Source organism: Aliiroseovarius sp. S2029 (assembly GCF_023195575.1).
GTDB classification, from domain to species: Bacteria; Pseudomonadota; Alphaproteobacteria; order Rhodobacterales; family Rhodobacteraceae; genus Aliiroseovarius; species Aliiroseovarius zhejiangensis.
Genome location: NZ_JALPQE010000001.1, coordinates 400,894 through 423,496, shown reverse-complemented (window position 1 = coordinate 423,496; position 22,603 = coordinate 400,894). Strand labels below are relative to the sequence as shown.

The 22,603-nt window shown below is 60.6% G+C and carries 26 protein-coding genes; 10 read left to right on the top strand and 16 right to left on the bottom strand.

Translation table 11 applies throughout. The features are described 5' to 3' along the window. Positions 1–2 precede the first annotated feature (2 nt). On the top strand, positions 3–353 hold the full coding sequence (locus tag MUY21_RS02130; protein WP_248408751.1) for a hypothetical protein: 351 nt from the start codon (positions 3–5) through the stop codon (positions 351–353). On the opposite strand, the gene MUY21_RS02125 is transcribed toward MUY21_RS02130, so the two are convergent. The 4 genes from MUY21_RS02125 to MUY21_RS02110 are packed head-to-tail and all read right to left on the bottom strand — an operon-like array spanning position 350 to position 5,959. After that, the gene (locus MUY21_RS02125; RefSeq protein ID WP_248408750.1) at positions 350–1,891 is read right to left on the bottom strand and encodes a Ppx/GppA family phosphatase; all 1,542 of its coding nucleotides are present in this window, start codon (positions 1,889–1,891) and stop codon (positions 350–352) included. The two genes, MUY21_RS02130 and MUY21_RS02125, sit on opposite strands and share 4 nt — an antisense overlap. A 50-nt stretch (positions 1,892–1,941) precedes the next feature. Then, on the bottom strand, positions 1,942–4,140 hold the full coding sequence (locus tag MUY21_RS02120) for an RNA degradosome polyphosphate kinase (protein ID WP_248408749.1): 2,199 nt from the start codon (positions 4,138–4,140) through the stop codon (positions 1,942–1,944). 53 nt (positions 4,141–4,193) lie between these two features. Further along, positions 4,194–4,865, bottom strand: coding sequence for a DnaA/Hda family protein (locus MUY21_RS02115; protein ID WP_248408748.1), 672 nt, complete (start codon positions 4,863–4,865; stop codon positions 4,194–4,196). Beyond that, positions 4,865–5,959: an AI-2E family transporter gene (locus MUY21_RS02110; protein WP_248408747.1), complete on the bottom strand. Its 1,095-nt coding sequence runs from the start codon at positions 5,957–5,959 to the stop codon at positions 4,865–4,867. The genes MUY21_RS02115 and MUY21_RS02110 overlap by 1 nt, the downstream gene beginning before the upstream one ends. A gap of 173 nt (positions 5,960–6,132) precedes the next feature. Here MUY21_RS02110 and MUY21_RS02105 point away from each other — a divergent pair, with 173 nt between their 5' ends. From MUY21_RS02105 to MUY21_RS02095, 3 genes are all read left to right on the top strand, one after another. Then, positions 6,133–6,321, top strand: coding sequence for a hypothetical protein (locus tag MUY21_RS02105; protein WP_248408746.1), 189 nt, complete (start codon positions 6,133–6,135; stop codon positions 6,319–6,321). A gap of 153 nt (positions 6,322–6,474) precedes the next feature. Then, on the top strand, positions 6,475–7,827 hold the full coding sequence (gene proS / locus MUY21_RS02100) for a proline--tRNA ligase (RefSeq protein WP_248408745.1): 1,353 nt from the start codon (positions 6,475–6,477) through the stop codon (positions 7,825–7,827). Between the two features lie 108 nt (positions 7,828–7,935). Beyond that, a complete protein-coding gene (locus MUY21_RS02095; protein ID WP_248408744.1) occupies positions 7,936–8,454 on the top strand; it encodes a DUF2937 family protein in 519 nt (172 codons plus the stop codon). 27 nt (positions 8,455–8,481) lie between these two features. Here the strand turns inward: MUY21_RS02095 and MUY21_RS02090 are convergent, their stop codons facing one another. The 4 genes from MUY21_RS02090 to MUY21_RS02075 all read right to left on the bottom strand — a co-directional run bounded on the left by MUY21_RS02090 (position 8,482) and on the right by MUY21_RS02075 (position 11,284). After that, positions 8,482–9,207 (bottom strand): outer membrane beta-barrel protein, encoded by a 726-nt coding sequence (locus MUY21_RS02090; protein ID WP_248408743.1) that lies wholly within the window; start codon positions 9,205–9,207, stop codon positions 8,482–8,484. A gap of 246 nt (positions 9,208–9,453) precedes the next feature. After that, positions 9,454–10,530, bottom strand: coding sequence for a 5-(carboxyamino)imidazole ribonucleotide synthase (locus MUY21_RS02085; RefSeq protein ID WP_248408742.1), 1,077 nt, complete (start codon positions 10,528–10,530; stop codon positions 9,454–9,456). Further along, positions 10,523–11,011: a 5-(carboxyamino)imidazole ribonucleotide mutase gene (gene purE / locus MUY21_RS02080; protein WP_248408741.1), complete on the bottom strand. Its 489-nt coding sequence runs from the start codon at positions 11,009–11,011 to the stop codon at positions 10,523–10,525. Before purE ends, MUY21_RS02085 begins: the two co-directional genes overlap by 8 nt. 54 nt (positions 11,012–11,065) lie before the next feature. Further along, on the bottom strand, positions 11,066–11,284 hold the full coding sequence (locus MUY21_RS02075; RefSeq protein ID WP_191285154.1) for a DUF465 domain-containing protein: 219 nt from the start codon (positions 11,282–11,284) through the stop codon (positions 11,066–11,068). A 167-nt stretch (positions 11,285–11,451) separates the two neighbouring features. Here MUY21_RS02075 and MUY21_RS02070 point away from each other — a divergent pair, with 167 nt between their 5' ends. Further along, the gene (locus tag MUY21_RS02070) at positions 11,452–11,865 is read left to right on the top strand and encodes an Hsp20 family protein (RefSeq protein WP_191285153.1); all 414 of its coding nucleotides are present in this window, start codon (positions 11,452–11,454) and stop codon (positions 11,863–11,865) included. Between the two features lie 4 nt (positions 11,866–11,869). Next, positions 11,870–12,109, top strand: a complete 240-nt coding sequence (locus MUY21_RS02065) for a DUF1150 family protein (protein ID WP_191285152.1) — start codon at positions 11,870–11,872, stop codon at positions 12,107–12,109. Between the two features lie 73 nt (positions 12,110–12,182). On the opposite strand, the gene MUY21_RS02060 is transcribed toward MUY21_RS02065, so the two are convergent. From MUY21_RS02060 to trxB, 3 genes are all read right to left on the bottom strand, one after another. Further along, positions 12,183–14,258: a bifunctional sulfate adenylyltransferase/adenylylsulfate kinase gene (locus MUY21_RS02060; RefSeq protein ID WP_248408740.1), complete on the bottom strand. Its 2,076-nt coding sequence runs from the start codon at positions 14,256–14,258 to the stop codon at positions 12,183–12,185. Positions 14,259–14,381: 123 nt separating this feature from the next. Next, positions 14,382–14,822, bottom strand: coding sequence for an RES family NAD+ phosphorylase (locus MUY21_RS02055; protein WP_248408739.1), 441 nt, complete (start codon positions 14,820–14,822; stop codon positions 14,382–14,384). Further along, a complete protein-coding gene (gene trxB, locus MUY21_RS02050) occupies positions 14,819–15,760 on the bottom strand; it encodes a thioredoxin-disulfide reductase (protein WP_248408738.1) in 942 nt (313 codons plus the stop codon). Before trxB ends, MUY21_RS02055 begins: the two co-directional genes overlap by 4 nt. A 244-nt stretch (positions 15,761–16,004) precedes the next feature. Between trxB and MUY21_RS02045 the strand changes: the two genes are divergently transcribed. Continuing rightward, positions 16,005–16,505: an Lrp/AsnC family transcriptional regulator gene (locus MUY21_RS02045; RefSeq protein WP_191285148.1), complete on the top strand. Its 501-nt coding sequence runs from the start codon at positions 16,005–16,007 to the stop codon at positions 16,503–16,505. Between the two features lie 16 nt (positions 16,506–16,521). On the opposite strand, the gene pgeF is transcribed toward MUY21_RS02045, so the two are convergent. Genes pgeF through lgt form a run of 3 tightly spaced genes read right to left on the bottom strand, consistent with a single transcriptional unit; the run spans position 16,522 to position 19,270 of the window. Continuing rightward, positions 16,522–17,280 carry a peptidoglycan editing factor PgeF gene (pgeF, locus tag MUY21_RS02040; RefSeq protein WP_248408737.1) on the bottom strand — a complete coding sequence of 253 codons (759 nt, stop codon included), beginning with the start codon at positions 17,278–17,280 and terminating at the stop codon, positions 16,522–16,524. Then, on the bottom strand, positions 17,277–18,365 hold the full coding sequence (locus tag MUY21_RS02035; protein ID WP_248408736.1) for an SAM-dependent methyltransferase: 1,089 nt from the start codon (positions 18,363–18,365) through the stop codon (positions 17,277–17,279). The genes pgeF and MUY21_RS02035 overlap by 4 nt, the downstream gene beginning before the upstream one ends. Further along, positions 18,362–19,270: a prolipoprotein diacylglyceryl transferase gene (gene lgt / locus MUY21_RS02030; protein ID WP_248408735.1), complete on the bottom strand. Its 909-nt coding sequence runs from the start codon at positions 19,268–19,270 to the stop codon at positions 18,362–18,364. The genes MUY21_RS02035 and lgt overlap by 4 nt, the downstream gene beginning before the upstream one ends. A 92-nt stretch (positions 19,271–19,362) precedes the next feature. Between lgt and MUY21_RS02025 the strand changes: the two genes are divergently transcribed. Beyond that, entirely contained in the window at positions 19,363–19,611 is a 249-nt protein-coding gene (locus MUY21_RS02025) for an accessory factor UbiK family protein (protein ID WP_191285144.1), read from the top strand. 48 nt (positions 19,612–19,659) lie between these two features. On the opposite strand, the gene MUY21_RS02020 is transcribed toward MUY21_RS02025, so the two are convergent. Continuing rightward, the gene (locus MUY21_RS02020; protein ID WP_248408734.1) at positions 19,660–20,448 is read right to left on the bottom strand and encodes an SseB family protein; all 789 of its coding nucleotides are present in this window, start codon (positions 20,446–20,448) and stop codon (positions 19,660–19,662) included. Next, the gene (locus MUY21_RS02015; protein ID WP_248408733.1) at positions 20,445–21,053 is read right to left on the bottom strand and encodes a uracil-DNA glycosylase family protein; all 609 of its coding nucleotides are present in this window, start codon (positions 21,051–21,053) and stop codon (positions 20,445–20,447) included. The genes MUY21_RS02020 and MUY21_RS02015 overlap by 4 nt, the downstream gene beginning before the upstream one ends. A 96-nt stretch (positions 21,054–21,149) precedes the next feature. On the opposite strand from MUY21_RS02015, the gene MUY21_RS02010 reads away from it, so the two are divergent. Together MUY21_RS02010 and MUY21_RS02005 are read left to right on the top strand one after the other, a co-directional pair. Continuing rightward, positions 21,150–21,491: a metalloregulator ArsR/SmtB family transcription factor gene (locus MUY21_RS02010; RefSeq protein ID WP_248408732.1), complete on the top strand. Its 342-nt coding sequence runs from the start codon at positions 21,150–21,152 to the stop codon at positions 21,489–21,491. Continuing rightward, the gene (locus MUY21_RS02005) at positions 21,484–22,533 is read left to right on the top strand and encodes a permease (protein ID WP_248408731.1); all 1,050 of its coding nucleotides are present in this window, start codon (positions 21,484–21,486) and stop codon (positions 22,531–22,533) included. The genes MUY21_RS02010 and MUY21_RS02005 overlap by 8 nt, the downstream gene beginning before the upstream one ends. Positions 22,534–22,603 lie beyond the last annotated feature (70 nt).

Here is a 22,603-nt window from a genome sequence, read left to right as displayed (position 1 = left end):
GGATGAAACAGATCACAAATACCACCGCATCGGCGCTGATCGCCCTTGCCTGCCTGACCGCCCCGGCTTTGGCCGAAGACAACGGCATGGATACCCCGCCGCCTGACAACCCTGAACTGTCCGAAGGGGCAGAGTTGTTGAACCGGGGGTTTCAACTGCTGTTGGATGGATTGGCGAAAGAGATTGAGCCGATGGCCGACAAATGGGCGGAAGGCTGGGCCGAACTGGTCGACCGGTTCGGCGATCTGAACGCCTATCACCCGCCCGAAACCCTGCCCAATGGCGATATCATCATCCGGCGGCGCATCCCGCTGAGCGTCGATCCGGCAGCCCCCGGCGAGACCGAGCTTTAACGCCGGAACTTCACGGTGGCTTCTGCCTGGAGCGCGCTCGCCAACGCCGTGAAGCGGGCTTCGGCCACTTCACCGAACAGGTCTTTGCCGCCCTTGTCCAGGATCAGGACAAGTTGCCGTTTCTTAGGAAACCACTTCAGCGCGGCCAGTTTGGTCGGGTCTTTCATTGTCAGCATTGCGCCGAACCGCATCGCCTTGCCCAACACTTCGGCCCGGTTGATGTTCTGTTCAGTCAGAATGCCGAACAGCGGTTCGAACCGCGAACCTTCGCGGGCATTCTTGTAACGGTGCAAAAGTGCAAGGCCCAGGAACACACGCTCCTGATGGGTCAATCCGCCCAGATTGGCGCGGGTCGCGTTGTCGAAACAGACCTCGTGCCGATAATCAGGGTGGGCGCGCCAGCTGACGTCATGTAACAGGCAGGCCGCCTTGATCAGTCGCAGTTCTGCGGGTTTGGCGGATTTGAACAGAGGTTGCAGAAACGCGAACAAACGCTTGCCGAAGCCGGGGATGCGTGCATCCTTCTGTTCGGCGACATAGCAGGCTTCGATCAACGGATCACGCCTGCGCAGACGTTCGGGCATTTGCTGATAGAGCAGCCCTTCGCGGATGCCGAACGAGCTGACGGCGATCTCTTTCGGGCGAAACTCTCGCACCAGACGCTTGAGCACCTGCGCGGCAATCGGCACCAGCGCCATCCGTGCAGCCGATGTGCCTGTGCGCTGGCGGATCTGGTTCAGGTCGATCTCGTCAATCCAATTAAGCGTGGTGATCAGGGATTTCGGCGTCATACGATATTCGTGCAGGACCGTCAGGGGATAGCCACGCCGCTCCATGTCCAGTCGTGCAATGGCCCGCCATGATCCGCCGACCAGAAACAGGCGCTTGTGATCGGTGCCCATGGTTTCGGCAAGCTGCCCGACCACGCGGGCGATTTCGGCCTTCAGCCCCTTCTTGCCACCCGGAACGCCGGCCAGTTTCAAAGGCCCAAGCGGCGAGGTCACACGTTTGCCAACCTGTCCACCGGAAATGCTGGCTAGTTCCAGCGACGAGCCGCCAATGTCACACATCAGCCCGTTGGCATCCGGCCAGCCCAGCAGCACACCCTGTGCCGACAAGCGGGCCTCTTCCTCGCCATCAATGACATAGATGTTCAACCCGGTTTCGCGCAGCACTTCGGCGCAGAACTCCGGGCCATCACTGGCCTCGCGCACCGCTGCGGTGGCCACTGCCGACAGGGGGGGCATTTTCATCCCCTCTGCGAGCTTCTGAAACCGTTTGATGGCGGCAAGCGCGCGGGCGCGACCCTCGGGATGCAAGCGGCCGGTTTGCGCCAGACCCGTGCCCAGACCACACAGGATCTTCTCGTTAAAGAAATAGGCCGGGCTGCGCGCCGCCCCGTCGAACACCACCAGCCGGACCGAGTTCGAGCCGATATCCACCACCCCGACACGCCGCAGCGCCCGTACGGAGGGATCATCAAACAGTGGACGTCCAAATGGTCCCCAATCGTCACCGGTTTCACCGCGTCCGTCCATCGAATGTCCTCTGTTTCGTGGTGATACGTTAGCTGGGTGTCCGCCCGCGATCAATCTTGCGAATGGGTCAGCTCCGGCACATCGGATGCCCCGGCCGAGCCACGACCGGACAGCGACGGGTTTTCCATGAAGAAGCGGTGGCAGTTGAACGGGCGTTCGATATTGCCAAGATCGGCGCGGTGGAAGCGTCCGTCGGGCTGCATGACCCAGCTTTGGGCAACATCGGCCAGGTTGGCGGCCATGATCTGACTGACGATCTGGGCCTTGACGGTGGCATTTTCGATTTCAACCAGGGTTTCCACGCGGCGGTTCAGGTTGCGCCCCATCCAGTCCGCCGAAGACATATAGACGCGCGCCTTTTTCGACGGCAATCCATACCCGTTGCCGAAACAGACGATCCGGGAATGCTCCAGAAACCGGCCCACAATCGACTTGACGCGGATGTTCTCGGACAGCCCCTTGATGCCGGGTCGCAGCCCGCAGATGCCGCGCACAACAAGGCTGATCTTCACCCCCGCCTGCGAGGCCGCATAAAGCGCGTCGATCACGTCAGGTTCGACCAACGAGTTCATCTTGGCCCAGATTTCTGCCGGTTTGCCGTCGCGGGCATGGGTGGCTTCGGCTTCGATGCGTTCGATCAGTGTCGATTTCAAATCCAGCGGAGAAATCGCAAGATTTTCAAGCGATTGCGGTTCGGCATAGCCCGACAGGTAGTTGAAAACGCGCGTTGCGTCACGCCCCAGTGCCGGGTCGCAGGTGAACAGGCTGAGGTCTGTATAGATGCGCGCGGTGATCGGGTGATAGTTGCCGGTGCCATAATGGGTGTATGTCACCAGTTCGTCCCCCTCGCGGCGCACCACGGTCGAGATCTTGGCGTGAGTTTTATAGTTGATGAAGCCATAGACCACATGCGCGCCCGCGCGTTCCAGTCGCCGTGACTGACGGATGTTCGCGGCCTCGTCGAAGCGGGCTTTCAGTTCAACCAGCGCGGTGACGGATTTGCCGTCCTCGGCCGCTTCGCACAGGGCCGAGACGATCGGGCTGTCATGTGACGTTCGATAGAGCGTCTGCTTGATCGCCACCACATTCGGATCACGCGCGGCCTGATGCAGAAAACGCACCACCATGTCGAAGGTCTCGTACGGGTGGTGCAGCAGCATGTCTTTTTGCCGGATCGCGGCGAACATATCGCCGTCATGGTCCTGAACCCGTTCCGGCACCCGCGGCGAAAAGCTGGGCCACAATAGGTCGGGCAGGTCTTTCAGGACAAGCTGGCCAAGATCGGCCATACCGATCATGCCGTCGACCTCGACAATTTCGTCATCTGTGACTTTCAGTTCGCGCATGATCATCGACAACAGCCCGGATGGCGCGTTCTTGGTGATCTTCATCCGTACCACCTCGCCCCGTCGGCGGCGTTTCAGGGCGGTTTCAAACTCGCGCACAAGGTCTTCGGCTTCATCCTCGACCTCAAGATCGCTGTCGCGCAGGATGCGGAAGGCGCAGCTGCCTTTTTCGACATAGCCGGGAAACAGCAAGCCCAAATGCTCCAGCAGCAAATCTTCCAGCGGCAGGAAGCGATACTGGCCTTCTTCGGCGGGCAGGGGCACGAAGCGGTCGATCTGTTGCGGGATGGGCAGAAGCGCCTTCAATTTCTGCTTGTCCGACTTGCGTTCAAGTTGCAGCGCCAGCGTGTAGCCGGTGTTCGGGATGAACGGAAACGGGTGTGCCGGGTCGATGGCAAGCGGAGACAGGACAGGAAAGACCTGGCTCAGGAATATGCGATCCAGATAGTCGTGATCTTCTTTCGTCAGGTCGTCGCGACGGCAAATGATGATGCCCTGGCTCTGCATCTCGCCTGCCAGTTCCTCAAACACCACCTGTTGCCGCGCCATCAACGCACGGGCATCGGTATCAATCAGCTTCAACTGCTCGGTCGGGCTCAGCCCATCGGCGGCGGGGGTTGTCACACCTTCGCGCACCAGTTCACGCAGACCCGCCACGCGAACGGTATAGAACTCGTCAAGGTTGGTGGCGGAAATCGACAGGAAGCGCAGCCGTTCCAACAGTGGCACGCGCGGATTTTCAGCCTCTTCCAGCACGCGCCAGTTGAAGCCAAGCCAGCTAAGTTCGCGATTGAAGAAACGCCGTGGCCCGTCATAGGCGTCAGGCGGCAGATCCTGGGGGGCGGGGAAGCCGGACGCCAGAAAATCGGCAAGGGGAATCTTGGGTGTGTTGGTCTTGTTCATGCCCCCAGTCTAACACGCCTGCATGTGACGGAAAGATGACGTTATGCCCCGGATCACGCTTCTTTTTGCAAGACGCGAGTGGCCAGGCTGCGGGTCAGGGGGCGCCCTTCGGACAGGGCGGCCTTGTCCAGCCGCTCGACCAACGCCGCAGCAGCCGCAAGCGACCGGTCCATCCGGGGTACAAGATAGTCGATCAGATTGGCTGGGACAGCGATCTGGCGGTCATCGAACAGTTTGACCAGCACAGCGGACAACAGCAGGTCATCGGGCGCGTGTAGAGTGGCGGGTGTCGTCCCCTCCAGCCGGCTTTTCAGGTCGGGCAGGCTGGTCCCCCATCGCGACGGGGCGGTTTTGCCCGTGATCAGCAGATGACCACCTTCGGCCAGAACAAGGTTGTGAAGATGAAACAGGGCGGTTTCCGCCGGTCCGTTCCCCGCGACCTGATCGGCGTCTTCGACGACGACGGACCGACCGGCAAGCGATTGAATGTCGGCCCCGGCCAGATCCTTTGCGGCAATCACCGCCGCCCCAGACATCCCCGCCCAGACGAGGGCAAGGTGGGACTTTCCAGTGCCCTTGTCACCGACCAGAACCAGTTTGCGGTTTGGCCAGTCCCGCCACGTCTCGACCGCGGCCATGGCCGTGGCATTGGAGGGTGTGACCAGAAAGTCATCCAGCCCCTGCGCCGCATGGGCGGGCAGGTCAAAGGTCAGTTGGCGTGCCATTAGTCCGCGTCGCCTTCGTCACTGGTCTTGGGGGCTTCGGGAATGGACAGGCCCTGATAAAGCAGTCCTTCCTGATACTTCCCGACAAAGAACCGGGCAACTACTCCCAGCGCGGCCGCAACGGGCACCGCCACCAGCATGCCGACAAACCCGAACAGCGAGCCGAATACCGACAAGGCCAGAAGCAGCCAGACCGGGTGCAGCCCGACCGAGCTGCCCACCAGTTTTGGTGTCAGGATATTGCCCTCGAAAAACTGGCCGAACATGAAGATCCCGGCGACCGCCGCAAGATGCCACCATTCTCCCCAGAACTGGAACAGTCCAAGCCCGATGGCAAGGGTTCCGCCGACAATGGCGCCGACATAGGGGATGAAGGTGATCAGTCCCGCGATGAAGCCGACGACAAGCCCGAATTGCAACCCGACTGCCATCAAGGCGACCGCATAATAGGTGCCCAGCACCAGGCAAACCGTGCCCTGACCCCGAATGAAACTGGCCAGGGTGCGGTCGATGTCACTGGCGATCTGCCGGATGGCGGGGCGGTGATCCAGCGGCAGCAAGGCGTCGATCTTGGCCACCATCCGGTCCCAATCCAGCAGCATGTAAAACGCGACCACCGGGGTCACGATCAACAGAATCACGATGTTGATGACGCCCATTGCCGAGCTCAGCACCGTGCCCACCAGTTCGCCGCCGCGTTCCTTGATGGCTTGTCCCAGGCTGGCCAGCGACTGACGAATGGTTGAATCCTCGTCTATGATCGACGGGATATTCTCGATCAGAAAGACCTCCAGCCGTTTCAAGAGCGTGGGTGCCGCGTCGGCAAGGGCAACTGCCTGCGAAACAAGTGTCGGCACCACCATCAGAAAGGCGATGACGAAAAGAAGGATCGCGAGGACCGAGATGATCGCGGTGGCCGCGACGCGGGACAGGCCCATTGCTTCGAGCCGGTCTGCGATCGGGTCAAGGAAATAGGCAATCGCACCGCCCAGGATAAAGGGCATGATCACGTCGCCCAGATACCACAGCGAAACCGCCAGAATGGCGATCGTGATCGACCAGAATTTCACCTGCGTCTGAACGGGTAAGGCCATTTCAGCTCCTCAACATACTGATCCCTATGTCGCGCAGCTTGCGTGGCAATTCAAGTGCAGCCCTGCGCGGGGTGCACCGCGGCGCTGTGCAAGTTCGCCCTTGCCCCTGCCTGGAATTGGGTGAAATACTGATGCCACCGGCGATATCCGACATCTTGAAAAAGGGGGATCCAATGCGCGTTGGTGTTGTACTCTTACTGGGGTCTGTAGTGCTGTCGGCCTGTACCGGACATGACTACGAACCCCGCGATCCGGGAATCTCGATTTCCGGAGAAACCAAGGCGGGTGTCACGTATTCCGGTGGCGAAGTCTCGCCGGATCAGGAAACCAAGATCACGATCAGTGTCGGGGGCACGATCTGACCGGCAGCCCGCGTGCCTGACTTTGGGTCGTGTGCCGCGCGACGCCAGCAGGCGCGCGCGGAAAAACCAGTGCGCCAATCAATGCGTGATTGCCCCGCCTGTCTTGATGTCATAGACCGCTGACGACAAAGTCGTGATTGAACAGAGGTCCATATGCGCCTGTCCCGCTATTTCCTGCCCGTTCTGAAGGAAACCCCTTCCGAAGCACAGATCGTTTCCCACCGCTACATGCTGCGCGCCGGTATGATCAAACAGCAATCCGCCGGTATCTATTCGTGGCTGCCGCTGGGGTTCAAAGTGCTTCGCAAGATCGAGAATATCGTGCACGAGGAGCAAGTCCGCGCCGGACACATTCCGATGCAGATGCCAACCATTCAATCGGCGGATTTGTGGCGTGAAAGCGGCCGCTATGACGGCTATGGCGAGGAAATGTTGCGCATGCAGGATCGTCACGGTCGCGACATGCTGTTTTCCCCCACGGCTGAAGAGATGGTGACAGACATCTTCCGCGCGCATGTCAATTCCTATAAAGACCTGCCGCTGACCCTGTATCAGATCCAATGGAAGTTCCGCGACGAAATCCGCCCGCGTTTTGGCGTGATGCGGGGGCGAGAGTTCTATATGAAGGATGGCTATAACTTCGATCTGACGAAAGAGGACGCGCTGCACGCCTATAACCGCCATCTGGTCAGCTATCTGCGCACCTATGAACGGATGGGGTTGCAAGCCATCCCGATGCGGGCCGACAGTGGTCCGATTGGTGGGGATTATACGCACGAGTTCCTTGTGCTGGCCGAAACCGGCGAAAGCGAAGTCTTCTATGACAGCGAAGTCACGGATTTGACCTTTGGCGACCGCGACATCGACTATGACAATGTGGCGCAATGTCAGGGGGTTATGGACGAGTTCACTTCGCGCTATGCCCGCACGGACGAAACCCATGACGCAGCCGCGTTCGAGAAGGTGCCTGAAGACCGCCGCAGGGTGGCGCGCGGGATCGAGGTCGGGCAGATCTTCTATTTCGGCACCACCTATTCTGACAAGCTGGGCGCGACGGTGGTCGACAAGGATCAAAACCAGGTGCCGGTTCACATGGGATCGCACGGGATCGGGGTCAGCCGCCTTTTGGGTGCGATCATCGAGGCGAGCCATGACGACAAGGGCATCATCTGGCCCGAAGGCGTGACGCCCTTCCATTGCGGGATCGTCAACCTGAAACAAGGCGACCCCGAGGCCGATGCGGCCTGCGAGGCGCTGTATCAGCACCTGACCAAAGCCGGGCTGGAGCCGCTTTACGACGACCGCAACGAACGCGCGGGCGGCAAGTTTGCGACAATGGACCTGATCGGCCTGCCTTGGCGCATCACTGTCGGGCCGCGCGGTTTGAAGAACGGGGTGGTTGAACTGACCTGCCGCCGCACCGGCGACAGCGAAGAACTGACGCCGGACGCGGCCGTGGCGAAGGTCATCGAGATATTCGAACCGCACCGCGTACGTGGCCTCTGATCAAGCCGACACCCAAAGCGAAGGCGTGCCGATCTGGTGCGCCTTTGTTGTTTTGTACCGGGCTACGTGGGCTGTGACTTGACCTGATCCCTCGGCTTTGGAAGGCTGATGGCAAAGACAAGAAACGCGCAGGTGAAGCACATGATCCGAACCTTGGCAATGATTGGCGGCATCGCGGGCGCGGTGGCGATGAGCCAGTTCCCCGAGTTCACACAACAGTACATGCAACGGCTGGCCGGTGCGCGGACCGAATTGCAGATCGTGACCGCCGGGTTCGACCTGACCGCCAAGGCCGCCGGGTATACGCGCGACGAAGCCCTGCAAAATATGGGGGGCACCGGATTTCAGGATAACCTGCGCGACCAGATGCGGCGCAACTTTGCCCGGTTTGAACGTCTGGATACCGCCTATACCGCCCTGAAAGGCACTGAACCCATGGCACGACTGGCAAAGGTCTGGCACTTCCGTGATACCGATCTGGCCAAACGCACCTGGGAAGATTTCCGCCCTGCCGTCCCGGTGACGGCAGATGGCCTTTTATGCGCCGGGATCGGCTTTGTCGGCGGATGGCTTCTGGTGTCGTTGATCCTTGGTGCGTTCCTGCGCCCATTCCGTCGCACTGCCTGAGGGCTTGCACGACCGCAGAGGGGGCAATCAGAACCGCAGGTTCAGGCCGACTTTTACGCTGTGAAACAAGGGGGTTGCCAGCGTGTCGTTGCCCAACCCGTCCGACAGCATATCCTTGCCGTAGTTCATGTATTCGTACTCGCCGGTGAGCGATAGGCGCTTGGTCAGCGGTTGTTCGATGCCCACGCCCAGAATGTAGCCATTGGTTGTATAAGTGTCGTTGATCGCGATCGGCCCCGCCGAACCCGAGCCCAAGACGCTGTAATCGAATTCAGCGCGTGACACGCCCACCGTGCCATAGACGATCGAGTTCAGCACCGGCCAGACATAGCCGGCCTTCAGGCGCAGCGACAGCGCGTGATTCATCGTGGTCGTGCCGCGATACCCCCGTGTCGAGAAACTGTCTTCGATCATTCCGCCTTCGATGGCCAGTTCCGGACCAAAGACCCAGCGGTCTACTTGCCAGCGATACCCGGCGCGCAGGCTGCCAGCCCAACCGCTGTTTTCATAGGTGCCGAGCGTGAACCGGTTGCCCGACGCTTGCGTGATGCCAATTCGGTCACCGCCGCTGAAATCATATCCCAGTGTGGCCCCGACATAAGCGCCCTCCCAATAGGGGCGATTGTCCACAACGATGCGGTCGACCGGGGTTTCGATCACCGGATCGGACAGGCTTCCGGCCAGCGCGGCTTGCGAGGAAAAAATCAGTGTGAGAGCGGCGAGGGGTTTGGCGAACAAAGAACAGCGCAACATGATAATCCATCACTTAAAACTTTCAGACAGCTTTTCTTAGCCACAAAACTTGGGGTTTGGAACATGTTTTCGCAATATATCTTGTAGCGGCCAGCGCAAATTCGCAATCTGCCGCAGTGGTCGAATATTCGTCCTGATCCGGATCAGACCAGACCAGGACGCACCAACCACGCCACGGCTTTCAATTTCCAGATAATGCGACAGCCACCTGAATGCGTGTGGCAGAAGGCCGTTGTAGATAAAGTTCTATTTCTTTGTCGCGATGATTCGGTTCACGTGACCCATTTTGCGGCCCGGTTTGACCTCGGCCTTGCCATACAGGTGCAGGGACGCCCGAGGTTCCAATGCGATGTCAGGCACCCTGTCCATGTCTTCGCCGATCAGGTTCTCCATGACCACATCGGCGTAGCGCACACCATCGCCCAGGGGCCATCCCGCCACCGCGCGGATGTGTTGTTCGAACTGGTCGACGCTGCATCCCTGCTGCGTCCAGTGGCCGGAGTTATGGACTCGGGGTGCAATCTCGTTGACGATAAGCCCCTGAGATGTAACGAAAAGTTCCACGCCCATCACGCCGACATAATCCAATGCGTTCAGGATCTTGGCCGCCATCAGAACAGCGTCCGTGCGCTGCGCATGGCTTAAACGAGCCGGGACGGTCGTGGTGGCCAGAATACCATCCTTGTGCACGTTCTCTCCGGGGTCGAAACAGGCGATGTCGCCCGCAGCACTACGGGCCGCGATGACGCTGACCTCATGGGTGAAATCAACAAAGCCTTCCAGGACCGACGGGGCGCCGCCTATGTCGGAAAAGGCTTGGTCGGCTTGATCTGCGGACATGATCCGGGATTGACCTTTTCCATCATAACCAAAACGGCGGGTTTTCAGGATCGAGGGTGTGCCAACCGTTTCGATTGCTTGTTTCAGGTCGTTAACCGTCTCGACGTTTTTATAGGGGGCAACGCGCAGTACCAGCCCGGACAAGAAGTCCTTTTCTATCAGCCGGTCCTGGCTGACGCGCAACGATTCGCGGCCGGGGCGTATGCTGCGATGCGCTTCAAGCGCGTCCAGGGCTGCGGTCGGGATGTTCTCGAACTCATAGGTGATGACGTCGACCGAAGCGGCAAACTGCTCCAACGCTGCGATGTCGTCATAGTCGGCGGTCGTCACACGATCGGCGACATGACCGGCGGGCGGGTTGGCGCCTGGTTCGTAAATATGGATCCTGAACCCAAGACGCGATGCCGCGACCGACAACATGCGGCCCAACTGGCCGCCGCCAAGGATCCCGATCGTCGATCCGGTGGGCAGGGGCCTAGTCATCGGTCGGCTCATCCGGGATCGAGGCGGACAGCGCCGCGCGCCAGGCGTCCAGCCGGTCGGCCAGCGCCGGGTCCGAGACCGCAAGGATCCCCGCCGCCATCAGCCCTGCATTGGCCGCCCCCGCCGCGCCGATGGCCATTGTGGCGACAGGAAAGCCCTTGGGCATTTGCACGATGGAATACAGGCTGTCGACCCCCGACAGGGCACGGGTCTGAACCGGCACGCCCACCACCGGCACGCGGGTTTTTGACGCCATCATGCCGGGCAGATGCGCCGCCCCGCCCGCGCCAGCAATAATCACGTGAAGGCCGCGATCTGCTGCCGTCTTGCCATACTCCCAAAGCCGATCCGGGGTGCGGTGGGCCGAAACGATCTTCGCTTCATAGGCAATGCCCAGTTCATCCAGAATATTGGCGGCTTCCTTCATCGTGGGCCAATCCGACTGGCTGCCCATGATGATCCCGACTTTCACATCTGTCATTGTGACCTCGTGTCTTGGAAGCCCGCTTTATAAGGGGCTGGGGCCGCGATGCAATCAGGCAATGATGTCCGGCGTCAGTTTGTCCTCGATCCGCGAGATTTTGTCCTTCAAGGCCAGTTTCTGCTTTTTCAGACGCCGCAGTTGCAACTGATCCGCCATCCCGCGTTCTTCAAGGGCGTGGATCGCATCGTCCAGATCCCGATGCTCGGCGCGAAAGACTTCCAGCTCCACACGAAGCACCTCTTCGGTCTTCATCTCTTTGGCGTTGCTCATTTATTCGGATCGTCTTTTCTGGGGCGTTTGCTGCCACAGTCTAGCGCCAAGTCTGGCGCAAGGCCAAGGAAAAGCGGCTCTTGCAACCCTTCATCCGACACCCCATATTTTTCACAAGGTCGCCTGTGCGGGGCCTGCAAACGTGTCGCTTTATCAAGGACGTGTCGATGACAAAGATGAACTTGGGAACTCATCCCTTCTTGCTTGGTTTTGAACAGCTTGAACGCATGGTCGAACAGGCCGCGAAATCGGGCAAGGACGGCTATCCCCCTTTCAATATAGAACAGGTCAGCGACCGGGCGTATCGCATCACATTGGCGGTTGCCGGGTTTGCCGATGACGACCTGTCGATCACGGTTGAAAATGCGAAGCTGGTGATCCGGGGCGCGCAGGGCGACGATGGCCGGGAACGCGTGTTTCTGCACCGTGGCATCGCCGGGCGTCAATTCGTGAAAAGTTTCGTGCTGGCCGATGGCGTCGATGTCAAAGGGGCACACACGGAAAACGGTCTGTTGCACATTGATCTTGAACGCGCCGAACCAGAGCGCCTTGTGCAAACGATCCAGATAAAGAAGGGGTGAGCCGATGAACCATAAACTTCCATTTGGCCAGTTCGGGATTGGCAATATCGTCTATGTCAAAGCCGTTGCGATTGACGACTTGCCAGATTCCATTCAGGACGAGGCCCGCGAACAGGCAGATGGGGCAGACACGCTTTATGCAGTCCACCGCGAGGACGGAGAGCAACTGGCCTTGGTGGTCGACCGCGACCTCGCCTATGCGCTGGCGCGACAGAACGATTTTTCACCGGTCTCGATCCACTGATCCGAGCCGGACCATCCGATCATGAAAAACCCGGGGAAATCCCCGGGTTTTTTGCGTTTTCAATCTGGTTGGCTTAGGCCTTGATCAGCCCCATGCTTTCCAGCTTCAGAAGAACCTGATGGGCGCAGTTGTCCACGTCGACATTCTCGGTCTCGACGCTAAGCTCGGGGTTTTGCGGCACGTCATAGGGGTCTGAGATGCCGGTAAATTCCTTGATCTTGCCTTCACGTGCCAGCTTGTACAGCCCCTTACGGTCGCGGCGTTCGCATTCCTCGATCGAGGTGGCGACATGCACTTCGACAAAGGCGCCAAACTGCTCGATTTCCTCGCGGACGGCGCGGCGGGTGGTGGCATAGGGCGCGATGGGCGCACAGATGGCAATCCCGCCGTTCTTGGTGATTTCGGACGCGACATAGCCGATACGGCGGATGTTCAGATCGCGGTGTTCCTTCGAGAAGCCTAGCTCACTTGACAGGTTTTTCCGCACGATGTCACCATCGAGCAGCGTGACGGGACGTCCGCCCATCTCCATCAGCTTGACCATCAGAGCGTTTGCGATGGTGGATTTTCCCGAGCCCGAGAAGCCGGTGAAGAACACGGTGAAGCCTTGTTCAGACCGCGGCGGCTTGGTTTTGCGCAGTTCTTCCACAACAGCCGGGAAGCTGAACCATTCCGGAATTTCCAGACCTTCCGACAGGCGGCGGCGCAGTTCGGTGCCCGAGATATTCAGAATCGTCACGTCGTCCTTGTCCAGAATCTCGTCCGCCGGTTCGTACTGCGCGCGGTCCTGCACATAGACCATGTGCTTGAAATCCACCATTTCGACGCCGATTTCGTCCTCATACTCGCGGAACAGGTCCTGTGCGTCATAGGGGCCATAGAAATCCTCGCCAGCCGAGTTCTTGCCGGGGCCGGCGTGGTCACGACCGACGATGAAGTGGGTGCAACCGTGGTTCTTGCGGATCAGACCATGCCAGACGGCCTCGCGCGGACCCGCCATACGCATGGCAAGGTTCAGAAGGCTCATGGTGGTGGTGGCGGCGGGGTATTGGTCCAACACAGCCTCGTAGCACCGCACGCGGGTGAAGTGGTCGATATCGCCGGGTTTGGTCATGCCCACGACGGGGTGGATCAACAGGTTGGCCTGAGCTTCCTTCGCGGCGCGGAAGGTCAGTTCCTGGTGCGCGCGGTGCAGCGGGTTGCGGGTCTGGAACGCAACAATGCGGCGCCAGCCCAGCTTGCGGAAATAGGCGCGCAATTCGTTCGGTGTGTCGCGACGGCCGCGGAAGTCATAATGGATGGGTTGCTGAATGCCGACAATCGGCCCGCCCAGATAGATTTTGCCCGCCACGTTGTGCAGGTAATTCACCGCCGGGTGCGCGTCGTCATCAGCCCCGAAAACCTTTTCGGCCTCATGGGATTTGTTCGGCTCCCACCGGTCGGTGACGGTCATCGTCGCCAGAATGACGCCTTCCTGATCGCGCAGGGCGATGTCCTGCCCCAGTTCGATCGAGTTTGCGAAATTTTCCGAAACGTCCAGCGTAATGGGCATCGGCCACAGCGTGCCATCGGCCAGGCGCATATTGTCAACGACGCCGTTATAATCCTCTTCCGACAGGAAGCCTTTCAGCGGGTTGAAACCGCCATTCATCAGAAGCTCAAGATCGCAGGTTTGCCGTTGGGTCAGGTCGTGGCTGATCAGGTCTGCGGCCTCGACTTTCAACTTCTGCGCACTTTCATACGAGACATAAAGCTCGGGGATGGGAGAGAGGTTGTTCTGCATGGGATGTGTCCTGTGTTTTAAGGGCGAGAGGCCGCTGGAGGTGCCGGTCAACTCGGCGTGCAGGGCGTCGTATTCGGCGAATTTTCGGGCAAGGAATGTATCCCTCAGGCGCACCTTTTCGGCGGCACCCTGAGAGGTGATGGAATAGGCAAAGCGCGGGCGCTTGTCGGGACCGGCGCGTTCGCTGACCCGGACCAATCCGCGATCAGCGCAGTTGCGGAGCAGCGCATTCAGCCGCCCCAGTGATATCCCGATCGCTGCCGCAATCGCGCGTTGCGACGCGTCCGGCGCCAGATCAAGCTGGCGCAGAAGGCGGAAGATCTGGTCTTCCTCGGCAGAGTTGGCTTTCACCGGGTGCGACGTCATAACAGCGACTCAAAGAGTGTTCACGCGTGAACGCATTGCACGAATTGCCGCCAAGGCAAAGCGGAATCATGGGGAATGTCGGGAAAATGCAGACCGTGACCCATGCGCAACGCACTTTTGCGTCTAGGGAAACGGGATTGGCGGCCCGGCCAGGCGCACGGCACCCGGGTCGGTTGTAAACAGGGTCAGATGGGTCAAATCCGGGCGGGATCGTGAAGAATACATCAAACCCTGCGCCCCATCCGCACGGGCCTGATCCGAGTAACTCCAAGTCGGCGCGGGACAGCCTGCAGCGCGACTGTCCTGCCAGATGACCGAGGCACCCACCTGACCGCGAATGTCGGCAACACGGTCCAGATCGACCGCGAGCGGCACGATATGGCGCGGTGCGTCATCCGGGCGTAAGTACCGCTTGATCGCAACCCCACACCCTTCGACTGTAAGGGACGTATAGATGGCAGGCTGTCCGGAATGGTGAAACCGCCCCTCGGGCGAAGGCACCGGCGCGGTCGTGTCCTGTCCAATGAAGTTCAGGCGATAGACCGTGCCGGTGAACCGGATCATTCCTGTTCGGCCAGGAAATGCTCGGCCTCAAGCGCGGCCATGCAGCCCATGCCCGCCGAGGTCACGGCCTGTCGGTATTTATAGTCCGTCAGATCGCCCGCAGCGAATACGCCGGGGATCGAGGTCGCGGTCGAATCCGGCTGCGTGACCACATAACCGCCCATATGGGTCTCCAACACATCCTTGACCAGTTCGTTCGCGGGTGCGTGGCCGATGGCGATAAAGACGCCTTTGGCGGGGATTTCCGTGATCTCGCCGGTTTTGACATGCTTGACGCGCACGCCCGTGACGCCCAGCGGGTCTTCGTCGCCCACGACCTCTTCCAGCACATGATCCCAGAGCGGTTCGATCTTTTCGTTCTTCATCAGCCGGTTGATCAGGATCTTTTCGGCGCGCAGTTCGTCCCGGCGGTGCACCAGCGTCACTTTTGACGCGAAGTTGGTCAGGAACAGGGCTTCTTCGACCGCGGTGTTGCCACCACCGACCACCACAATTTCCTGGCCTCGATAGAAGAACCCATCACAGGTTGCGCAGGCGGACACACCGAAGCCCTTGAACTTCTCTTCACTGTCCAGCCCAAGCCACTTGGCGCGTGCACCGGTCGCCAGAATGACCGCGTCGGCCTTGTAGATCGTGCCGCTGTCACCGGTTGCGGTGAAGGGGCGTTCGGATAGGTCCAAATCCGTGATCAGGTCGCTGATCACGTCGGTCCCGACGGCTTTCGCGTGGGCTTCCATCTTGACCATCAGGTCGGGCCCCTGGATTTCGGTCTCGCCGGGCCAGTTCTCGACCTCGGTGGTCGTGGTCAACTGGCCGCCGGGCTCCATCCCTTGCACAAGGATCGGCTCCAGCATGGCGCGGGACGCGTAAACGGCGGCGGTGTAACCGGCCGGGCCGGAGCCGATGATCAGGACTTTGGTTTTGCGTGTGTCGGACATGCGGATTTCCTTGAGCGTTCTGGGTTTGCAACGCATATAAGGCGACCGGCGGCTGGTGAAAAGCCCGTCTGCGCATCCGTTGACAGGACTTCCGGTCGCGACGATATGCATTTGAGTGGAAATTATGTTGCGCAGGCGCGAAAGATTGTTGCGTATTCGATCTCTGGGCGGTAATCTCTGCGCAATTTCCATCGAAATCTCTGGTTCTGCCGGGATCAGTGGACCCACCCGAGAAGGTTCCTCCATGACCGCAAGCAAACTTGATCCGATTGATCGCATGATTCTCGCCGAGCTTCAGGCCGATGGTCGCATGACCAATGTCGAGCTGGCCAAACGTGTGGGCATTTCCGCTCCGCCCTGTCTGCGGCGGGTCAGAACGCTGGAAGAACAAGGGTTGATTCGCGGTTATCACGCCGATGTCGATGCGCGTGCACTTGGGTTCGAGGTGCAGGTCTTTGCCATGGTCGGGCTTGTCAGCCAGGCCGAAGCCGATCTGACCGCCTTTGAAAACCAGTGTCGGGGCTGGTCGCTGGTTCGTGAATGCCACATGCTGAATGGCGAGGTCGATTTCGTCCTGAAATGCGTGGCCCCGGACCTGTCCACCTTCCAGACCTTCCTGACCGAGGAACTGACAGCCGCCGAAAATGTGGCCTCGGTGAAGACATCGCTGGTCATTCGTGGCGCCAAGGATGAGCCCGGCGTGCCTTTTGACGTGCTCGAGGCGCGGCTGGGATCGGCACCCTGATCCGGGTGCCGTGCGCTTACAGGCGAATGGCCGAGATCAGACGCCCGTAATCCGGCTCGTTCCTGTGGCAACTGCGTCGATAGGAATAGAACCGATCCGGGTCGCCATAGGTGCAATGCCCGATCCATTCGGCCCGACCCACGCCTGCCTCGCGCAGCAGGTAAAGGCCGAAACCCGGCAGGTCGAACATCGCGCGGTCCCCTGAGCCCCCGGCGAAGAAGCGGCCATAGTCCGGGTTCTGCCCCATGAACGCGTCAAAGAACTCCGGCCCGACTTCATAGGCCCGCTGGCTGATGGTGGGACCGATGATGGCGGTGATGTTGTCCCGTTTGGCCCCAAGGTCGACCATCGCGCCTATCGTGGCCTCCAGCACGCCGTCCAGCGCGCCTTTCCACCCGGCATGGGCAGCACCGATCACGCCGGCCTTGGGATCCGCGAACAACACAGGTTGGCAATCGGCGGTCAGGATCGTCAGGGCAAGGCCGGGGGTCGCCGTGACAAGCGCATCGGCTTGTGGTTTGGCACCGTCGATGGGCCCGTCCACCGTCAACACGTCGGGCGAATGCACCTGATGCACACCGCACAGCTTGTCAGATGTCACCCCCATCGCATCAGCCACCCGGTCGCGGTTGATTGATACAAGTTCGGATTGATCCTGACTTCCCGCCCCGCAGTTCAGCCCGGCATAGACGCCTGATGATGCACCGCCACGACGGGTGAAAAACCCGTGTTGGATGGGTGCCAGTGCGTTGGAAGTAATGATCTCAAGGGTCATGCGGGGCCGGTCTGGTCGGGTGTTCGGGTGAGGCCAGGCAGGTCAGGCGCGTCCGCGCGAGTCAGCCCCAGCACTTTGAAGAGAGTCCCCATTTCATCCGGGTGCGTCAAGCGTCGGTGCGCTTTGACATGGGCCTCCAGCGCGTCGCCGGACAGGTTCGCGGCCAATGTCTGCGCCCGTTGGGTGATGCCCAGACGTTCCAGAAACAGGCCCTGCGGGGTCAAAAGATGCGGGGTCAGCGGGGCGGCGGACCGCGCCAGAGCTTCGAAATCCACATGCGCGGTCAGATCGGCCGTGCCGGGGGTTGCCAGCGGGTCAACGTGATCATGGGCGGCGATGGCCTGAAACGTGTCGCCCCCAGATCGCCAATCCCCATAGTCGATGATCAGCGCCGCGCCGCCCTGTGCCTCGATCCGGGTCGCGACCTGCGCCATGATTGCGGGGCTGGCGGGACAGATTTCGACCAGATCACCGTCGCGCGTGTCGTCCAAACGGTGCGCCAGATCGCGGACGGGCAGGGCGGCGGTCAGACCAAAGGTCAGGTGACCCTCCTCAAGCCCCACCTGCCGTTCGCGCCATCCGGTGCCATCGCGTTGGAACTGACGGATGGGCAGGGCGTCGAAGAACTCGTTGGCGATCAGGAACAGCGGCGCATCTGGCAGCGTGTCGACCGTATCGTGGTGGGTGACGTCGTGTGGAGCAAGGGATTTGGCCTGTGCCGTCCGCAATACCGGAGACGCCTCGACCAGATGCAGCCGGGCGGCAGCGTGGAACCCCGGCACACGTCCTGTGGCGCGCAGGATGTCCGCCATCAGGGTGCCGCGACCCGGCCCAAGTTCGGCCAATGTAATCGGTGCAGGTGCGCCCTGATCCAGCCAGGCTTGCGCCAGTGCCAGCCCCAACAGCTCGCCGAACATCTGGCTGATTTCGGGGGCGGTTGTGAAATCGCCTGACGTGCCGAAGGGGTCGCGGGTTGCGTAGTAGCCATGGTCCGGGTGCAGCAGACATTCAGCCATGAAGTCTGCGACGGAAATCGGGCCAGTGGTGGCGATCTGTCGCGCCAGTATCTTTGCAAGCGGGGTCATGGGGCGGCAGGTGATGGCGATTTCCGGGTTGCCCAGATCATCGTGGCAACCCCGATCACGATCATCGGAAGCGTCAACACCTGCCCCATGGTCAACCCCCAGTCGCCAAGCCGGAGGACATGACCCCACGGGTTGTCGGGCGTGATGAACTGCGCATCTGCCTGCCGGAAAAACTCGATCACGAAGCGCGACAGCCCGTAGCCCAAAAAGAACAGTCCCGTCAGCAGGCCGGGGCGTTTCAGCCATCCGCGGCGGAAGGCCAGAGTCAGAAGGATCGCGGCCAGCAAAAGCCCCTCAAGCAACGCTTCGTAAAGCTGGCTGGGGTGGCGGGCACACGCGCCGAGTGCCACATCCCAACCCGGACAGTCCTGCGCCGCCTCGCCGGGGAAAATGACACCCCAGGGCGCGGTGGTCGGGCGGCCCCAAAGTTCGGCATTGATGAAATTGGTGATCCGCACCAGCCCGATGCCAATCGGTGCGGCAAAGGCCATCAGGTCTGCCAGCTTCGCCACGGCGATCCCGTGTTTGCGGGCAAACAGCCATGTGACGGCGATGATGCCCAGAAAGCCGCCATGGAACGACATGCCGCCGGTCCAGACCTTCGGGATGTCCAGCGGGTTTTGCAGGAAGTACACCGGGTCATAGAATAGAACATAACCCAGGCGCCCCCCCAGCACGATGCCGACAATAGCCCAGGTGGCCAGATCCTCGAGCTGCGCGCGCGTGATCGGTGCGTCGCCGCGCCACAAGCCCGGGCGCGCAATCGCGCGTGCAATGATCCACCAGCCAATGGCGATGCCAACCAGATACCCCAGCGCATACCAGCGCAGGGCAAAGGTGAATGTGCCAATCTCGACCGAGAAGATTTCGGGCGAGATGGCGGGAAAGGGAATAGCCAAGAACATGCCGCATTCCTGACCCTGACAGGCGGGGCAAGTCAACCTTGTCTCTGCCTTCGGGAATCCCCATATAGACCCCAACAAGCGAGGAGATGCCGATGCAGACGCGCAACAAGATATTGGACGACATGTCCCAACTGATGACCAACGCCATGGGCGTGGCCCAGGGGGCAAAGGACGAGGCCGAAACAGCAATGAAAAGCTGGATGGACCGCTGGCTGGCAGATCGTGATTTCGTGACACGCGAAGAGTTCGATGCCGTGCGGGCCATGGCGCAGAAAGCGCGCGAGGAAAACGAGGCGCTGAAGTCACGTCTGGACGCGCTTGAGAAGAAGGCCAAAGGCTGATTATTGCTGCGGCGTTCGGCAATTTGTCGAACGCTGCCCCTCAGCCCGTCATTTCAGGATGGGTGGCTTGTCCGGGTCTGAACCGGGCGCGACCGGTGCCAACCGTTCCTGTGGTTCGGGTTCTGGCAGATCAAACCGGATCCCAAGGGCTGCGAGCTTCCCTGAAGCCTGATCCTTGCTGTCAAAGAACCCAACATCCATTTCTCCGGCTTCAAGCCCTGAAAAGGTCAGGGCTTCGTTCGCGGCCCCAGCCAAAGCGCGTTCGGAACCGGCGACGGCATCCACAAAGCCAAGCAGGTGACCTTTTCGACCATCCGCATAGGTGACTGCTGCCAGACAGGCATGACTGGCCAATCCAACTGCCGAGGCCAGCTTGGCATCCAATGAGGCAACCAATGCGTCCGGCACCGATGGGGGGTGAACTTCGGCAATCCGGGCCTCGACCTGTTCGGGGCCGGATTTCAGTGTCTCTGCCAGCCACGACAACGCCTCGGGCGGGATCAGGATTGACGAAGGGGCGACGCCCAGATTGGCACCCAGACCAATGTTCTGCCCCGCCAGCATATTGGCGACCAACCGCCCCGGCAGTGCGGCATAGGGGGCAGGGGCGCCGACGAACTCGGCCAGCCGTTCCTCGCGATCAAAGACAAGAGCGAATGTCGTGCCTTCAAGCTCGAACAGCTCGGGCGAGAGGTCATCGCCCTCGGGTTCCTGGTTCAGAAGCAGAAACAGCTCTCCATCCGCCAGTCGTTCATAGAACCGAAGCCGCGCGGCATCGTCCTCCAGATCGGCCTGCATTGCGGCATGGGCATCATCAAGGCGGGTCGTGTCGGTCATGGCGCATCCTTTGCGCTGGGAAATTGCAGAAGTTCGGCCAGCCGGGCTTGCAGCACGGGCAGCAATTCGGTTTCGAACCACGGGTTCTTCTTCAGCCATCCCGTATTGCGCCACGATGGATGAGGCAAGGGAAACAGCCGCGGCGCATGATCGCGCCAGCCCCTGACCGTCTCGGTCACGCCTTTATCGTGGCCAAGGTGCCGCGCTTGAGCATATCCACCTACCAGCAGCGTCAGGGGGGTATCCGCCAACGCCGCATCTACGCGATCCGCCCATGTTTCTGCGCATATGCGGGGTGGTGGCAGATCAGACCCCTTTGCGTCATAGCCGGGAAAGCAGAAGCCCATTGGCGTGATGGCAATGCGGGTCCGGTCATAGAACGTGTCGCGGTCCACCCCCATCCAGTCGCGCAGTCGATCCCCGGACGGATCGTCAAAAGGCAGGCCGGACTTGTGCACCCGCATTCCCGGTGCTTGCCCAATGATGCGCACCCTTGCGCCCTTCTGGAACCAGACAACCGGGCGGGGGGAATGGCCTGTCTGGGTCGCGGCGAAGCGATTGGCGCACAGGCGGCAGGCCGCAATGGATTTGGTCAGGCTGGTCATGGTCGCAGGCTAGGGTGTGGACGGGTTGTATGCAATATTTCGAGGCTTTTCGAAATAACCCTTGCTCCACGGTTATATTTCTATATTTCTAGAAATATGAAATACGAATCTCCCGAGCCGCTCCATGTCGATATCGCGGCGTCGCAGTTTGCCGCGCTGGGGTCTGAACACCGCCTGTCTGTCCTGCGCACACTCGTGCGTGCGGGGCCTGAGGGGTTGAGTATCGGTGCGCTGGGCGAACGCTGTGGGATCACAGGCTCGACCCTGACCCACCATATGAGAATCCTTGCGGCGGCGGGGTTGGTTACGCAGGAAAAACAGGGCCGCAGCATCATATGTGCTGCCGCAGAATACGATGTGATGCGCGCGCTTTCCAACTATCTTCTTTCGGAATGCTGCGCGGATTGTCCGGACGGAAAGGGCCACGATCATGGCTGAGACGACGCAAACCCACCCACCCGCGAAACGCTGGCGTATCGACAAGGCATGGGTTGCAATTCTGGCGATCCCTGCCGGTCTGACCCTGTTCGCACCGCAAGAGGTCTGGCCCACCATCACCTTCGCGCTGAGCGCGCTGATGCACACGGCGCCCTTTATTCTGTTCGCGATCCTGGCCGTGGCCTATCTGAAGGCAACGGGGGCGGAGAACCTGTTGGCCCGTGCCTTCGAAGGGCGAGAGGCTCGGATGATCGTACTGGCCGCCTTTGCCGGCGGCCTGTCGCCCTTTTGCTCATGCGAGGTGATTCCGTTCATCGCCGCGCTTCTCGCGGTGGGGGCGCCGTTGGGCGCGGTCATGGCGTTCTGGCTGTCCTCGCCTCTGATGGATCCGGCGATGTTTGCGATCACCGCAGGTACTCTTGGCACCGGGTTCGCGGTGGCAAAGACATTCGCGGCGGTGTCGATCGGGTTGTTCGGAGGCTTCACGGTCAAGGCGATGGCGAAATCCGCCCTGTTTGCTGACCCGTTGAAAAACGCCCCCGCCCCTGCCTGTTGTTCGTCGTCCGGATGTGGGGCCGGGTCAGGGGCGGATGTGTATTCCGGCGAAGTGCAGTGGCGCTTCTGGACCGACAGGACGCGGCGCGCAAGTTTTCGCAGCACCGCGTTTGAAAACGCTCTGTTCCTGTCGAAATGGCTGCTGCTGGCTTATATGATCGAAGCCCTGATGCTGCGCTATGTGCCTGCCGATCTTGTGGCGCAGGTGCTGGGCGGAACCGGGATCGGCCCGATCCTGCTGGCCGCACTCGTCGGGGCTCCTGCTTATCTGAATGGCTATGCGGCGGTGCCGATGGTGGCCGCGCTGCTTGAACAGGGCATGTCAAACGGCGCCGCGATGAGTTTCGTGATCGCGGGCGGGGTCAGTTGCATCCCCGCGGCTGTCGCGGTCTGGGCTTTGGTCAAACCACGAGTCTTTGCCGCCTATCTGGGGCTGGCCATGGTGGGCGCAGTCGTGGCTGGTCTGGTCTGGGGAACCGTCGCCTGACGCGGGGTGTGGACAGATATTGCGCTCGGCCATTGTCGTTTTGGCCGAGTTGAAGTATTTCCTGAAACGA

Bases quoted from the DNA above. Each gene is read 5' to 3' on its own strand.
- MUY21_RS02075 (WP_191285154.1), bottom strand. From the start codon at position 11,284: ATGAGCAACGCCAAAGAGATGAAGACCGAAGAGGTGCTTCGTGTGGAG.
- MUY21_RS02015 (WP_248408733.1), bottom strand. From the start codon at position 21,053: ATGACCAGCCTGACCAAATCCATTGCGGCCTGCCGCCTGTGCGCCAAT.
- MUY21_RS02085 (WP_248408742.1), bottom strand. From the start codon at position 10,530: ATGACTAGGCCCCTGCCCACCGGATCGACGATCGGGATCCTTGGCGGC.
- MUY21_RS02060 (WP_248408740.1), bottom strand. From the start codon at position 14,258: ATGACGTCGCACCCGGTGAAAGCCAACTCTGCCGAGGAAGACCAGATC.
- MUY21_RS02065 (WP_191285152.1), top strand. From the start codon at position 11,870: ATGAACCATAAACTTCCATTTGGCCAGTTCGGGATTGGCAATATCGTC.
- MUY21_RS02110 (WP_248408747.1), bottom strand. From the start codon at position 5,959: ATGGCCTTACCCGTTCAGACGCAGGTGAAATTCTGGTCGATCACGATC.
- MUY21_RS02010 (WP_248408732.1), top strand. From the start codon at position 21,150: ATGAAATACGAATCTCCCGAGCCGCTCCATGTCGATATCGCGGCGTCG.
- proS (WP_248408745.1), top strand. From the start codon at position 6,475: ATGCGCCTGTCCCGCTATTTCCTGCCCGTTCTGAAGGAAACCCCTTCC.
- MUY21_RS02120 (WP_248408749.1), bottom strand. From the start codon at position 4,140: ATGAACAAGACCAACACACCCAAGATTCCCCTTGCCGATTTTCTGGCG.
- MUY21_RS02115 (WP_248408748.1), bottom strand. From the start codon at position 4,865: ATGGCACGCCAACTGACCTTTGACCTGCCCGCCCATGCGGCGCAGGGG.
- MUY21_RS02090 (WP_248408743.1), bottom strand. From the start codon at position 9,207: ATGTTGCGCTGTTCTTTGTTCGCCAAACCCCTCGCCGCTCTCACACTG.
- trxB (WP_248408738.1), bottom strand. From the start codon at position 15,760: ATGTCCGACACACGCAAAACCAAAGTCCTGATCATCGGCTCCGGCCCG.
- pgeF (WP_248408737.1), bottom strand. From the start codon at position 17,280: ATGACCCTTGAGATCATTACTTCCAACGCACTGGCACCCATCCAACAC.
- lgt (WP_248408735.1), bottom strand. From the start codon at position 19,270: ATGTTCTTGGCTATTCCCTTTCCCGCCATCTCGCCCGAAATCTTCTCG.
- MUY21_RS02125 (WP_248408750.1), bottom strand. From the start codon at position 1,891: ATGGACGGACGCGGTGAAACCGGTGACGATTGGGGACCATTTGGACGT.
- MUY21_RS02020 (WP_248408734.1), bottom strand. From the start codon at position 20,448: ATGACCGACACGACCCGCCTTGATGATGCCCATGCCGCAATGCAGGCC.
- MUY21_RS02070 (WP_191285153.1), top strand. From the start codon at position 11,452: ATGACAAAGATGAACTTGGGAACTCATCCCTTCTTGCTTGGTTTTGAA.
- MUY21_RS02045 (WP_191285148.1), top strand. From the start codon at position 16,005: ATGACCGCAAGCAAACTTGATCCGATTGATCGCATGATTCTCGCCGAG.
- MUY21_RS02130 (WP_248408751.1), top strand. From the start codon at position 3: ATGAAACAGATCACAAATACCACCGCATCGGCGCTGATCGCCCTTGCC.
- MUY21_RS02025 (WP_191285144.1), top strand. From the start codon at position 19,363: ATGCAGACGCGCAACAAGATATTGGACGACATGTCCCAACTGATGACC.
- MUY21_RS02005 (WP_248408731.1), top strand. From the start codon at position 21,484: ATGGCTGAGACGACGCAAACCCACCCACCCGCGAAACGCTGGCGTATC.
- MUY21_RS02035 (WP_248408736.1), bottom strand. From the start codon at position 18,365: ATGACCCCGCTTGCAAAGATACTGGCGCGACAGATCGCCACCACTGGC.
- MUY21_RS02105 (WP_248408746.1), top strand. From the start codon at position 6,133: ATGCGCGTTGGTGTTGTACTCTTACTGGGGTCTGTAGTGCTGTCGGCC.
- MUY21_RS02095 (WP_248408744.1), top strand. From the start codon at position 7,936: ATGGCAAAGACAAGAAACGCGCAGGTGAAGCACATGATCCGAACCTTG.
- purE (WP_248408741.1), bottom strand. From the start codon at position 11,011: ATGACAGATGTGAAAGTCGGGATCATCATGGGCAGCCAGTCGGATTGG.
- MUY21_RS02055 (WP_248408739.1), bottom strand. From the start codon at position 14,822: ATGATCCGGTTCACCGGCACGGTCTATCGCCTGAACTTCATTGGACAG.